Genomic DNA, 12,370 nt, shown 5'->3' with positions numbered 1-12,370 from the left:
TGAGTGTCCGAATGCCCTCCGGCCACTTTGAACAAGTCGAAAAAATCCAATGTTCAACCTTATTTCCTAGAAAGTTTTACTCGTTCAAGGCCGAATTTGAAGTCTTTTCTGAACGAAACCCCCTACTATCTGTTGTCAAGTTTCAGTTTTTAGCTTGGTTATCGCTTTTTCCATTGTAGCTTAAAGCCGTCCTAAAAGGACGGGGTTTTAACCCAAATTTTCGATAACTCTAGTCAGGGAATTAATTCCCCGAAAACCCTATTGCTCAAGTGATTCAGATTGTCTAAACTCTCATGCAGTTAGCATTGTACACTAATCTATTCTTTCTTTGTCGGCGATCGAGATTACACTTAACCAGTAATTTAGATACACTAACAAGCTTATCCGCCTAAAATAGCAATCCCTACGCCGATTAACAGAATTAATCCGCCATAAATGACTTCTTGGGCTGGTATTTCACCAAAAATGAACACTCCTAACAGACTAGCGGCGATTGGCTCTAATAAAATTACCATGGTTACTATTGTCGGTGCTATCCATCGCAAAGCCCAGTTAAAGCTAGTATGACCGATTAATTGCGGAAAAATCGCCATCATTAACACATAAACATACACGGATAAGGGATAGCTTTCGTAACCTTGACCGAATAAAAAAATAGGAGGTAATAAAACTAATCCTGCGGTAGTGTAGGCTACAGTTATATAATTCTTAATATTTAAGCCCTTTCTTTGTGCTTCCCGTCCGAGGAGAATATAACCACTAACGAGAATTGCCCCAATTAAAGCCAAGCTATTGCCCAATAAAGGGTTAGGATAAGAACTACTGAGAGATTGATCGGCTAAAACAATGAATAATCCCCCCGTTAGAGCCACAAAAATGCCGATAAAGGTTAATTTGCTCGGTTTTTCTCGAAACCACCACCAACCCAACAGAGAAACCCAGAGGGGATTAGTGGTGACTAAAGTGGTAGAAGCGGCGATCGATGTGTAAGATAGAGAAGTAATCCAAGTAGCAAAATGGAGAGCTAAACAAAATCCCGCTCCCACTGCGTAATAATAGGCTTGAACAGGGACTTTTTGGCGTGATAAGGTAAACCAGTTCGGAATTAGGACAACAGAAGCCAATATCAGACGAGAAGTGGCTAAAAATAAACTAAATGCGATCGTAGCATTACCTACCGCTTCGATCGCTAACCGGATAAAAATTGCCGATGCAGAAACCGACACGACACCGATAGTTAAAATAAAAATAATTTTGGCGTTAGAAGGAGGCAAAATGGGCTACGCTTGCGTGATGATCAATGATGTTGTTTACCATTGTCAGTGATCAGTGATCAGTAATCAGTAATCAGTGATCAGGATTCAGGATTCAGGAGTCGGGAGTCAGGATTCAGGAGATTATTTTTATTTATTCTTCTCATCACCCCACTTCCCCATCCCCCATCTCCCCATCTCCTATTTACTTAATCTATGGAACTACCAGAATTAAATATAGAGACAATTTGGGCGATTATTAACGATGAAATTGACGACGAAACCGTTAATAAATTGGTCTGGCAAAGTTTAGGTTATCGCTACGATGAAAGTCAAGAAAAATGGGATAATAGTCAAGTAGAGGAAGATTGGCGAGGTGAATATCCTCAACCCCCGGATTTTATTGGCAATCGTCCCCCAACAGTAAAATTAACTCGATCGATCTTGCCAGAAAATAAACAATTATTAAAAGATAAATTGGGGTTTACTGGTTATAAAATTGGCGAATTCAATCCCCGCATGACTCGCCGTGCCACCGCCGCTAATTGGTTGTGCTTTTATGGGTTAAAATAGATGAGGAAAGTTATTTTATCAAGCTTCTAGCATGGTCACTATCCCTGTCAAGTCCTCCTCTCATCCCCTAGCATCCTATATTGATCGTCTCACGGCTGGGGAAGCATTGTTAAAAGATACTCCCCAGAATTTGATCGAGGTAGTGGGTATCCTGAAAAGTTATGGAGTGGTGTTAGATGCTTATTCCAAAAATTTAATTTATATTGCAGAAAATCAGTTTTTGGTTTTTTTCCCCTTCTTTAAATATTTTAATGGTCAAGTATCTTGGCAGAAATTACTCCAACACTGGTGGCACGATCGCATTAATTTTGAGTATGCTGAATACTGTATGAAAGCCATGTTTTGGCATGGTGGGGGTGGTTTAGATAGTTATGTAGATAGTGTCGCTTTTCGGGAAGTAACAGCCAAGGTTATTCAAGCCAAATTTAGGAATAATCCGCTAGTTTTAATTTTAAATAAAGCCTTTCCTGAATTTTTGCCAGAACAAATGCGGATGATGGCCTACTATAGCGGTTTAGGTCAATTTTGGCGAATTATGGCCGATACTTTTTTAAGTTTATCCGATCTCTACGATGCCGGAAAAATTAGCAGTATTCCCGCAGTGGTGGCACACATTAAGAAAAATTTAGTCGATAATGCTAGTCAAGGAATTGTCTATCAGGTAAAAATCAAAGGACAAACCTATGATCTTATCCCCAAATCGGCAGGATTAACCTTTCTTGCGGATACGGCAATCCCCTACGTTGAGGCGGTTTTCTTTCGCGGAACACCTTTCCCCGGTACAATTTCCTATAATGCCCAAGCCTATCAAATTCCCTACGATCAAGGAATGTTTGCCTATGGCGCTTTGTATGCGGATCCTTTACCCATCGGAGGTGCAGGGATTCCTCCCACACTATTAATGCAGGATATGCGTCACTTTTTACCAGATTATCTGCACGACATTTATAAAAAGAGTTTTCGTCAAGAAGAAGATTTATTAGTCCAGATCTGCGAAACTTTTCAAAAGTCGATGTTTTGTGTAACAACGGCAGCCATTCAAGGATTAGCACCTTACCCTTTAACTACCACAGATTTAAAAGAGCAAAAAGCCAATCGCATCTATCTAGAAGCATGGATGAATCGCTTTGTTAAATCAAGATTAGAAGCGGTAAATCAATAATTATTCTGCCGATAAATCGCTAATTTTTGCAGTCAACAAACCCCTTTACATTTATGTCAGATATTAACGTCCAACTTCAGGATATTTTAGTTCAATTGCAATCTTTAACCGAACGGGTTGCCCTGATCGAAGCGCGTCAGATGTTAGTTCCGGACATCGAGCGCTATAGTAAATTACAGCAATTCCTAGCTGAGGGGAACTTTAGGGAGGCAGACGCAGAAACTCTCCGAGTTATCCTCGAAGCTGCCGGCAGAACCCGCGATACTTTAACCCCAGAGGATATGATGCGGTTTCCAGTTAATGTGATTCGGGTACTCGATCGCCTTTGGAAAAATTATAGCGGCGATCATTTCGGTTTTAGCAATCAGGTGAAGTTATATTTTGCCGTTGGGGGTAGTATTAATACCCTGCGTACCCAAGACGCGGAAACGATTAGAAAATTTGGGGAATTGGTGGGATGGCGCAACAAAGATGAGTGGCGCATCGATGATTATGATCACTGGGATTTTAGTCTAGCAGCTCCTCAAGGCTGTTTTCCCGCTCTCTGGTGGAAGTCTCCCTACGGGTTAAAAATGGTGACTTTTTGTTTTACTCGCCTGATAGAGTGCGATTTATAGGCAATGAAAGGAATTATCGGCTATTTTCATGCTTTATTTTCCCCCCAATTTGCCCCCACCGGGATAAAAGTGGCTGTAATAGTGGGTACAATTTTATTGACAATTAACCACGGTTATGCTATAATGTCTGGGCGCATGACAAGCGATCGCTGGCTGGCGGCATCACTGACTTATCTAGTTCCCTATCTAGTCAATGTTCATGGGCAGTATAGCAGTTATCGCCGTCAGCAGTGGCCGAAAAAATCCCAGGAATAAAGACAATTTTGAGCGGTTAGCTGACAGTTATTGAGAGCTGCGAACACCCCCTGATTAGTAGAGGACTGCTTTGATAGCGATCGAGACGAATATTCAGGAGTTCGATTTACCATGGCTGCTGTTTTATCGAAAACTGGCGAATTCCAAGAAATCCCTGATAATCAGTTAATTTCTTTCTTCGAGGAAAACCGAGATTTGATTCAAGATCGACAATCAACCAGAAAAAGAGCGATTAAAAGACTTATACAGTCTAATATGACCTCTTTCGAGTCTTTTAAGCTATAAAATGCCAGCAGTATCTACTCTAGGCTAAGATTAACTCCCTTAGCTAGGATTTGATAAATGCGATCGCTCTCTTTTCAGTAAGGCACTAGCCAGAAAAATACCCAGTATTGCCAATACAGCCATAGCATAAAAAGCGTAAGTGTAAGTACCGAACCAATCGCGAATTCTACCAGTTACTAAAGTTCCGATCAAAGCACCGACACCGTAGGCAGTAAAAACAATACCGTAATTTTGGGCGTAGTGGTCAGGATTGAAGAAGTGGAGAGTGGTAGCGGGAGCTAGGGCTAACCATCCCCCTAAACAGAACCAAAATAGACAAAAAGCCACTAGATAGCTAGTAACCGCCCCTTTTTCGGCCTTGACCATCAGCAGGCAACCGATCAAAATGAGTGTATAGGCTCCGATCGCTAAATAATGGGGTTTCCAGCGATCGCTTAACCAACCGAACAAAGGACGACTAATACCATTAAACAAGGCAAATAGCGCAACACTACTAGCGGCTAACCCCGGCTCGATCTGGATAATTTCCTCAGCGACAGGACTAGAAATACCGATAGCACTCAAGCCAATTAAAGCACCAATGGCATAGCAAAGCCATAAGCCGTAAAATGAGCGACTTTTCAGCATATTCACTGGATAATTGGACTGAAAGTCGGATTTTCGATTGGCTAAATTTGCGGGAGGTTGCCAGTCCTGGGGGGGTAATTTCATTGTGATCGCAATAATCACAATAATTATTGTAAAGATAATCCCCAAAAATCTTAAACTTGGTCTAACGCTATATTCATTGATCAATCGATTGGCTAAAGGTGCGGTAATCAGGGGAGAAAGGCCAAATCCGATGATGGTTAAACCCACCGCTAAACCTTTTTTGTCGGGAAACCAGCGCGCCACCACTGCCATGGGAACACCGTAAGCGATGCCGACTCCCGTGCCGGCAATGACTCCGTAGGTAAGAATAATTGTCTGGATCTGAGCGGCAAAACTAGCGAGAATATAGCCTAAACCGACGATAATTCCGCCGATAGCGGTCATCCTGCGAGTACCTACCCGGGGGATATAAAAACCAGCGATCGGCATAGAAGCGGCATAAAATACTAGAGCCACAGTGTAGGGTAATAAGCTTTCCGTGGCGCTGAGATTTAATTCTGTTTCTAGGGGTTTTCTAAAGATACTCCAAGAGTACACCGTCCCTAAACAGAGTAAAACGCCCATTCCTAGAGGTATTAATAACCATCTACCTTTGGCTGCGGGTAATCCCAAAACTGTCAACTCGGAATCATAATTACTGGTAGTCATAGATTGCCGTGACTCTTTCTAGACTTGCTGGCCAGTATTCTAGATGAGATCATGGCTAATAGGGCAAATTTTCCAGAAAATTTTCCGATTAAAATGAGGGGTGAATTATTTCACCCCCCTTAAAAGTCTCCTTGCATCTATAGCTGAGGGACTGCTGACGACCTTTAACTAAACTGCTGCGAAGTAAACTTTCGACTTCACAGGGTCGGGAACCATGGTAGCATCCCCTTCTTGCCAACCGGCGGGACAAACTTCATCCGGGTGGGATTGGACGTATTGAATAGCTTTCAGAGTGCGGAGGGTTTCATCGACACTGCGACCGAAAGAAAGATTATTAATAGTAGCGTGTTGGATAACACCTTCTTTATCGATGATAAAGAGACCGCGCAGGGACACCCCTGCATCTGGGTCAAGAACATTGTAAGCGGTGCTGATTTCTTTTTTCAGATCCGACACCAACGGATAGGCCACATCACCGACACCACCGGATTTTCTCTCGGTTTGAATCCATGCTAGGTGAGCAAATTCGCTATCGACGGACACCCCTAAAATCTCGGTGTTGATGCTGGCAAATTCGCTAACTCGATCGCTGAAAGCGGTAATTTCCGTGGGGCAAACAAAGGTAAAATCGAGGGGATAGAAGAATAAAACGACGTATTTACCCCGATAATCCGATAATTTGATGGTTTTGAACTCTTGATCGAAAACGGCGGTGGCGCTGAAATCCGGCGCTGCTTGTCCGACTCTTAAGCAACCTTCGGCGGTCATACTCTTAATCTCCTTAATCTAGTTTCTGGGAAAATGCAACTATTTTTACATTCCTTAACAACTATATCATAGTCATAACGATTTTGAGTAGTTGACCGTTGGTTGGGTGTTGGGGTGGGAAGTTGGGAGACCACTTCGTGCGCGTTGCGGGGGAGAATAAATAAAAGCTGTGTACGGAAACAACACACCATGCTGGTCAAGGATTTATGCGATCGCCTGACGGAGTGATAATAGGTAACACATCATTGGAGCGGACAGATGTGATATTTTGGGTTTGAATTGACCATTAGAGGCGACCTCCTGCCGATTAATTCAGCCGTTAGCTTGCAGTAACGAACCTATGAAAATTAAGGATTTTGGTAATGTTCAGTTATCTTAAAGGCTTTTTAGTTAGCCATGCTTCGAAACTAATCCTACTTTTATTGGTAGGAGTACCAGTGGTCACAACTGTGAGTGTCATTATATCCAATCAAATCGCCAAAAAAGAACCTATAGATTTGCAACCCGAAGAAGTAGTACGCAGACTACAAGAAGATTATCCGGGTTGGCAAGATAAACTTTTTGCCTGTCCTTGTACTGAAGACGAGATTATTCAACAAAGGAAGATTAACGCGAAATCCTATCCATTGACCCCATCAAATGCAGCCGAGCGTCAACTTGAAATGTCTTATCATCCGGGAGCTAAAGGTTTTTATCGTTCTGCTGCCTCTGAGGAATATCGACCAGAAGGAAGGAAGGATTTATACCCATTAAGGCCAGGTCAGCAATGTACTTACGATGAGAATGGTAGATTAATCACCCATGGACCAGCAGCCGGAACACCCGATGCCTATGGTTCCAATGCGACGGATTCCTATTTCTTTACGTCTATAGGTAAATTTATAGGTAAAGGTGATTTTAGTGGATTGCATATAACATGGGATGTGGACACTTATAAAAAGTTGGGATGGCGAGAGTATCACAAAATTTGGAAACCGAACAATGGTAATAGCTGCCTATTCAATCCTTCGCCAGAACGTGAACAAGGTTTACTCGAATTAGAAAAACAAGCCAAAGCTAAGCTTGGACTTCCTAGACTATTATATAAAGGTGAATTTACACGACAAGGGATAAATTTTTATGCGGAGGAATGGATTGATAGTATTAGAGTATTCAAAAGGGATAATCTAGAAGGTTCTCCAAGGACAATATATGAAATTCAGAAAAGATTACTAAGAAAAGAGCAAGGACAGCAAGAATATCGAGAAAGACGAAAAGTGTGGATTCAATGTTCAACACAAAACCCTTGGATGGTTTATTCCAATCCCCTTGATAATACCGATAAGTCTCAAAATTCTGATATGCGTCTTCAATATCTTGGACCAGGTACTTTCGTTAGTATGGTTGCCATACCTGAATATGAATTATATTGGGGGATTTGCCATGATAGTTGGGGTATATCCTATGATTTTTATTATTCACCTGATGTCTCAAAACAATATGGATATTCACCTAATTTAAGGGACGGTTATAGGTATATTTCTCAATCGGAACTTTTGGAGGCTTTATATGGTGATCGTTCTTTATAACCTCTGCTCTTAACCTCTGCTCTGACGAATTAGTGTGATCGCCGATCTTGTATTACCGAACTAATTCCCAGCACAACCTATTGAATCATCGATGGCTATTGTCTTATAATGCTGGTTAGTGGATTACACTTTGCTAATTCACCCTACTGGACTGAACGTTTACCAAAGTTGTATCAATGAACCAGCAAATACACTTAAAACCACAATTTGTTCTTGGAGCCGCTTCAATGGCTAGTGGTGCAGCTTTAGTGGTTTCAGTTATAACTAACGCATCTCTGGCAACGATACTTATTTACTTATGAGCTTTTTCCGGGTTTTTAGCTGTTTCAAAATGGCTACGTTCATCGCGTACTGAACGTAAGATCATTCGAGCTAAAACTATAACTGGTATGTCCGCCGGTGTTATTGCTACAGGTGCTTATGACCTATCAAGACTATTAATTGTCAAATTGTTTAATATTCCCCTCAATCCATTTAAGGCAATTCCTGTCTTTGGACAGCTAATTCTAGGTGCTAATTCTTCTGGAGCTGCTGTCTTAATCTGGGGGATTTTATATCATCTACTCAATGGAATATTATTTGCAGTAGCCTACTGTTTTTTATTTGGTAATCGAAACTGGAAGTGGGGCATTGCCTGGGCAATGTGCCTTGAAATTGCTATGTTCAGTATTTATCCATCTTGGCTTCACTTACAAGCGGTGATGCAAGAATTTACTATTGTTTCAATTTCTGGACATTTGGTATATGGATCTGTTTTAGGTTTATTCTGCAATAGGTTCTTAAAAATTAATATTGGGGGAAGTTATGGAAACTAAGTTAATTAATTTTTGGTGGCGTGATTTACCTGTAGCAGCTAGTAGAGTTTCTGGATTTCTTTCTGTTATTCTAGCTGATGGAATTTATCTGACACACTGGTCAAAAGTTGCCGCTTATGCTCCTGTTGTATCATTGGTGTTAGGTTTACTAATAGGTTGGTTTCATTTTGCTCCAGGGCAAACTTTTACCTTTTCGATTGGTGTGATGGCACTTTTGATGACAATCAGCAGTGCGATCGCCGATCTGGTAGGTTGGGTTGACAACGGAAACCCAACATCATCCCCCTATTATTCTTCATGTTGTGTGTTGGGTTGCACTCCGTTTAACCCAACATAAGGATTATTTTACTGAATCGCCTGTTTTAAACTACGACAGAATTCTTCGAGGGATTTTAACCCATCGCTGGGGGAATTATCAGCCAAACGTTTAACCATGGCACTACCCACAATTACCGCGTCAGCACCCCAGTTTTTCACCTGTAGCGCCTGTGTCGGGTCAGAAATGCCAAATCCTACCCCCACGGGTTTATCGGTGACAGAACGGATAGAATCGAGCAATTCCTCCACTCTGGTGGCCACTTGGTTCCGCATTCCCGTCACTCCCGTGACACTCACCAGATAAATAAAACCTTGGGATTGCCGGGCGATCGCTTGTATCCGTTCCGGGGGACTGGTAGGCGCTACCAATAAAATCACTTCAATTCCCTTAGTGGCAGCCGGTTGCAGCAGACTTTCCGCTTCCTCTAGGGGTAAATCAGGAACCACCAAACCACTCACCCCGGCTGCTTTTATTTGGTCTAAAAAGACATCTATCCCGCGATGATAGATAGGATTATAGTAAGTAAAGAGAATAATCGGAGCTTTCACCTCTCCCTGAGCATTTTTGACGATTTCTAGCACATCTTCCAACTTGACACCCCGATTTAAAGCGCGCGTGGCTGCCGCTTGAATAACCGGACCATCCGCAAGAGGATCGGAATAGGGAACCCCCAACTCGATCAGATCGGCCCCTGCCCGGTCTAAAATGCGTAAAGCTTGGGCAGTAGTAGATAAATCGGGATCACCGGCAGTAATAAAGGGAATTAAGGCACAATTCCCCTGGGAACGGAGAGAACGAAAACACTCGGAAACAGCAGTCATCGAAAATTACTGAAGACATAAAGCACTCTCTATTATCTCATGGTGGGGAATAGCTCACTGCCGGTCGCCGCAAGCTCAGGTAAAGAATTTTTCAAGTAATACTTAAGAGATATTGACAAAAAGGTGATCGAGGTTAGAATAGGCTCAGTCTGGCAGTTTTAAGAAAATTTCTGGTATGATAGGCGTTTTTATTCCGCTTTTTCCGGTACAAAATAGGACTACTGCCCGATCGGGTTTCGTATAATCAAACACCATATTATATCTATGTTTTCCATTTACATTCTCACTCATAACGAAGAAATTGATATTGCCGCCTGTGTGGAATCGGCACTTCTGTCCGATGATGTGATTGTGGTTGACTCCTACAGTAGCGATCACACAGTAGAGATTGCTTCTCGTTATCCAGTGCGCGTGATTCAGCATCAATTCGAGAGCCATGGTAAACAAAGAACTTGGATGTTAGAAAATATCGAGACTAAATACGATTGGGTTTATATTCTCGAAGCAGATGAAAGGATGACACCCCAACTGTATGCAGAATGTCTGCGTGCCACTCAACAACAGGAATTTACTGGTTTTTATGTGGCTGAAAGAGTTATGTTTATGGGAACTTGGATCCGTCGCAGCACCCAGTATCCCCGTTATCAAATGCGTCTATTTAGAAAAGATCAAGTCTGGTTTAGCGATTATGGTCACACGGAAAGAGAAGAATGTCTGGGAAAAACCTCTTTTTTAAAAGAAACCTATCCCCACTATACCTGTAGTAAAGGTTTAAGTCGTTGGATTGAAAAACATAATCGTTATTCTACCGATGAAGCGGCAGAAACCCTACATCAGTTGGCTAACGGTGGTGTTAGTTGGCAAAAATTATTTTTTGGTAAAACCGAAGTCGAAAGACGAAGAGCTTTAAAAGATTTATCTCTACGATTGCCTTTTCGTCCCTTGCTTCGTTGGTTTTATATGTATTTTATCTTGGCAGGAATTCTCGATGGTAAAGCTGGTTTTGCTTGGTGTACTCTGCAAGCTTTTTATGAGTATTTGATCCTCTTAAAAGTAGTAGAAATGAAACAGGGTTTACCCACCCCCCCCGAAGTTAGAAATCGTTTTCATCCCCCGCAAAATGGTGACAATAGTAATTCCCATAGGCCTGATTTCGTCTCCCTAAAAGGAAAAGCCGATTAACATTCAACCATTATTAATCAGTCAGCAATCACCTAACAACAACCTAGAGATAAAAAGCAATCTTGATCCATTTTTTTATTACAGCCTTTCTCATAAAGATGGAGTATAACCTAATTTGGCATCGGGACTGACTCCCTTCTCCCCCAACCCCTCTCCCTGATTAATAACGGATGCGAGGATCAATGCAAGCATTGATTAGATCGATCAAAATACTGGCAAAGACCACTATTGTCGCAAAAAAAGCCATTAATCCCTGCACTGTTGGGTAATCCCGCAGAGAAATCGCCCGATATAACTGATTTCCCAAACCCGGCCAAGAAAAAGTAACTTCCGTCAAGACTGCACCCCCTAAAAGAGCCGCAAAAGTTAATCCTAAGACAGTAATTACAGGTATTAGAGCATTTTTCAGCGCATGGGCGATCATAATCGTTTTTTCTGGTATTCCTCTCGCTTTTGCCGCATCTACATAGTCCGCTTGCAAAGTTTGTTTCAGATTAACTCGCACCATCCGTTCAAAAATCCCACTCAAAAGAATGCCGAGAGTAAAACTAGGTAAGGCTAGATAATACAAAGCTGTAGGCAACTTATCTAGTTGTAGAGTCATCAGACTATCAAAGGTATATAAACCCGTAATTGTCTGGGGTGGAGTCTCACTCAAAGGAAAACGAGTCCCCAAGGGAAACCAGCGCAACTGTACCGCAAAAATTAGCTGTAAGAGCATTCCCACCCAAAAAATCGGTAAGGAATAGGTTATCAGTCCAAATAAACGTCCCCCAGCATCTAAGGGGGTATTCGGACGGGAAGCGGTGATAATTCCCAATCCGACCCCCACTATCACCGCAATTAGCATTCCATAAAAAGTTAGTTCCACCGTCGCTGGAAAATGTTTAGCGATAATCTCCCATACCGTCACCCCCTTACTGGTTAAAGAGTCTCCTAAATTGAGACGCATTAGGTGGAAAATATAGTCTAGGTACTGGAAAAATAGGGGTTTATTCAGTCCTAATTGTTCTCTTAGGACATTTTTGGCACTTTCAGGGGCGCGGTTGCCTAAAATCGCATCCGTGGGATCACCGGGGGCAACACGCATCAGCAGAAAAACCACCGTCACGATCGTCCATAACATCAAGGGAGCTAGGAGTAAACGCACCAGTAAATAGGATTGTAAAGCAGCGCGGCGAGACATGAGGGCTTTCCTTTCAGAAAATAGATTCTCAAGGAACCATACCCCAAAATCGACCAGGCGATCGAGAGGGACTGAATAAAAAATTAAATTGAGGAAAATATTTAGTACAAATAAACTAAGTTATCCGCAGCAGCAGTTCTAATCAAGGGACTAGCAAAAAACCCTAAGGTCTGAAAGGCTGATGTAGCAAGGGATAGAAAAAAGATCAAAAAATTTTGCCAAAAGGGGTTGACAAACTTAGGGAAGTTAGATACATTGGTAAATGCG

The 12,370-nt window shown here is 42.0% G+C and carries 13 protein-coding genes; 8 read left to right on the top strand and 5 right to left on the bottom strand.

The genetic code is table 11. The annotated features are described in order from the left end of the window. Window positions 1-380 precede the first annotated feature (380 nt). Window positions 381-1,274: a DMT family transporter gene (locus IM319_RS03160; protein ID WP_287734612.1), complete on the bottom strand. Its 894-nt coding sequence runs from the start codon at window positions 1,272-1,274 to the stop codon at window positions 381-383. Window positions 1,275-1,469: 195 nt separating this feature from the next. On the opposite strand from IM319_RS03160, the gene IM319_RS03155 reads away from it, so the two are divergent. From IM319_RS03155 to nrtS, 4 genes are read left to right on the top strand one after another with little or no spacing between them, the layout of a single operon-like run. Next, window positions 1,470-1,826, top strand: coding sequence for a DUF1823 family protein (locus IM319_RS03155; RefSeq protein ID WP_287734610.1), 357 nt, complete (start codon window positions 1,470-1,472; stop codon window positions 1,824-1,826). 31 nt (window positions 1,827-1,857) lie between these two features. Further along, window positions 1,858-2,988, top strand: coding sequence for a CO2 hydration protein (locus IM319_RS03150; RefSeq protein ID WP_287734608.1), 1,131 nt, complete (start codon window positions 1,858-1,860; stop codon window positions 2,986-2,988). Between the two features lie 53 nt (window positions 2,989-3,041). Next, complete coding sequence (locus tag IM319_RS03145) at window positions 3,042-3,605, top strand: GUN4 domain-containing protein (RefSeq protein ID WP_287077961.1); 564 nt, start codon at window positions 3,042-3,044, stop codon at window positions 3,603-3,605. 3 nt (window positions 3,606-3,608) lie between these two features. Further along, window positions 3,609-3,860: a nitrate/nitrite transporter NrtS gene (gene nrtS, locus IM319_RS03140; protein WP_287734607.1), complete on the top strand. Its 252-nt coding sequence runs from the start codon at window positions 3,609-3,611 to the stop codon at window positions 3,858-3,860. Window positions 3,861-4,184: 324 nt separating this feature from the next. Here the strand turns inward: nrtS and IM319_RS03135 are convergent, their stop codons facing one another. Next, window positions 4,185-5,444, bottom strand: coding sequence for an L-lactate MFS transporter (locus IM319_RS03135; RefSeq protein WP_287734606.1), 1,260 nt, complete (start codon window positions 5,442-5,444; stop codon window positions 4,185-4,187). 168 nt (window positions 5,445-5,612) lie between these two features. Continuing rightward, on the bottom strand, window positions 5,613-6,212 hold the full coding sequence (locus tag IM319_RS03130; protein WP_158198703.1) for a peroxiredoxin: 600 nt from the start codon (window positions 6,210-6,212) through the stop codon (window positions 5,613-5,615). Window positions 6,213-6,574: 362 nt separating this feature from the next. Between IM319_RS03130 and IM319_RS03125 the strand changes: the two genes are divergently transcribed. The 3 genes from IM319_RS03125 to IM319_RS03115 all read left to right on the top strand — a co-directional run bounded on the left by IM319_RS03125 (window position 6,575) and on the right by IM319_RS03115 (window position 8,932). Next, entirely contained in the window at window positions 6,575-7,780 is a 1,206-nt protein-coding gene (locus tag IM319_RS03125) for a hypothetical protein (RefSeq protein ID WP_287734605.1), read from the top strand. Window positions 7,781-8,142: 362 nt separating this feature from the next. Next, window positions 8,143-8,595, top strand: coding sequence for a DUF6789 family protein (locus IM319_RS03120; protein WP_353857175.1), 453 nt, complete (start codon window positions 8,143-8,145; stop codon window positions 8,593-8,595). Next, window positions 8,585-8,932 carry a hypothetical protein gene (locus IM319_RS03115; protein ID WP_287734603.1) on the top strand — a complete coding sequence of 116 codons (348 nt, stop codon included), beginning with the start codon at window positions 8,585-8,587 and terminating at the stop codon, window positions 8,930-8,932. Before IM319_RS03120 ends, IM319_RS03115 begins: the two co-directional genes overlap by 11 nt. A gap of 8 nt (window positions 8,933-8,940) precedes the next feature. Here IM319_RS03115 and trpA read toward each other — a convergent pair whose 3' ends face one another. Further along, the gene (gene trpA / locus IM319_RS03110; protein ID WP_287734602.1) at window positions 8,941-9,735 is read right to left on the bottom strand and encodes a tryptophan synthase subunit alpha; all 795 of its coding nucleotides are present in this window, start codon (window positions 9,733-9,735) and stop codon (window positions 8,941-8,943) included. A gap of 264 nt (window positions 9,736-9,999) precedes the next feature. Between trpA and IM319_RS03105 the strand changes: the two genes are divergently transcribed. Beyond that, complete coding sequence (locus IM319_RS03105; RefSeq protein WP_287734601.1) at window positions 10,000-10,917, top strand: glycosyltransferase family 2 protein; 918 nt, start codon at window positions 10,000-10,002, stop codon at window positions 10,915-10,917. Between the two features lie 160 nt (window positions 10,918-11,077). On the opposite strand, the gene IM319_RS03100 is transcribed toward IM319_RS03105, so the two are convergent. Then, entirely contained in the window at window positions 11,078-12,103 is a 1,026-nt protein-coding gene (locus IM319_RS03100) for an ABC transporter permease (protein ID WP_287734600.1), read from the bottom strand. Window positions 12,104-12,370 lie beyond the last annotated feature (267 nt).

The organism is Microcystis sp. M113S1 (assembly GCF_020246945.1).
Classification (GTDB): domain Bacteria; phylum Cyanobacteriota; class Cyanobacteriia; order Cyanobacteriales; family Microcystaceae; genus Microcystis.
The sequence above is the reverse complement of the archived record's forward strand: the minus strand, read 5'-3'. Positions and strand labels throughout refer to the sequence as shown.

Excerpts from the sequence above, each read along its gene's own strand:
- IM319_RS03130 (WP_158198703.1), bottom strand. The coding sequence starts at position 6,212 with ATGACCGCCGAAGGTTGCTTAAGAGTCGGACAAGCAGCGCCGGATTTC.
- nrtS (WP_287734607.1), top strand. The coding sequence starts at position 3,609 with ATGAAAGGAATTATCGGCTATTTTCATGCTTTATTTTCCCCCCAATTT.
- IM319_RS03105 (WP_287734601.1), top strand. The coding sequence starts at position 10,000 with ATGTTTTCCATTTACATTCTCACTCATAACGAAGAAATTGATATTGCC.
- IM319_RS03100 (WP_287734600.1), bottom strand. The coding sequence starts at position 12,103 with ATGTCTCGCCGCGCTGCTTTACAATCCTATTTACTGGTGCGTTTACTC.
- trpA (WP_287734602.1), bottom strand. The coding sequence starts at position 9,735 with ATGACTGCTGTTTCCGAGTGTTTTCGTTCTCTCCGTTCCCAGGGGAAT.
- IM319_RS03135 (WP_287734606.1), bottom strand. The coding sequence starts at position 5,444 with ATGACTACCAGTAATTATGATTCCGAGTTGACAGTTTTGGGATTACCC.
- IM319_RS03155 (WP_287734610.1), top strand. The coding sequence starts at position 1,470 with ATGGAACTACCAGAATTAAATATAGAGACAATTTGGGCGATTATTAAC.
- IM319_RS03125 (WP_287734605.1), top strand. The coding sequence starts at position 6,575 with ATGTTCAGTTATCTTAAAGGCTTTTTAGTTAGCCATGCTTCGAAACTA.
- IM319_RS03145 (WP_287077961.1), top strand. The coding sequence starts at position 3,042 with ATGTCAGATATTAACGTCCAACTTCAGGATATTTTAGTTCAATTGCAA.
- IM319_RS03150 (WP_287734608.1), top strand. The coding sequence starts at position 1,858 with ATGGTCACTATCCCTGTCAAGTCCTCCTCTCATCCCCTAGCATCCTAT.
- IM319_RS03115 (WP_287734603.1), top strand. The coding sequence starts at position 8,585 with ATGGAAACTAAGTTAATTAATTTTTGGTGGCGTGATTTACCTGTAGCA.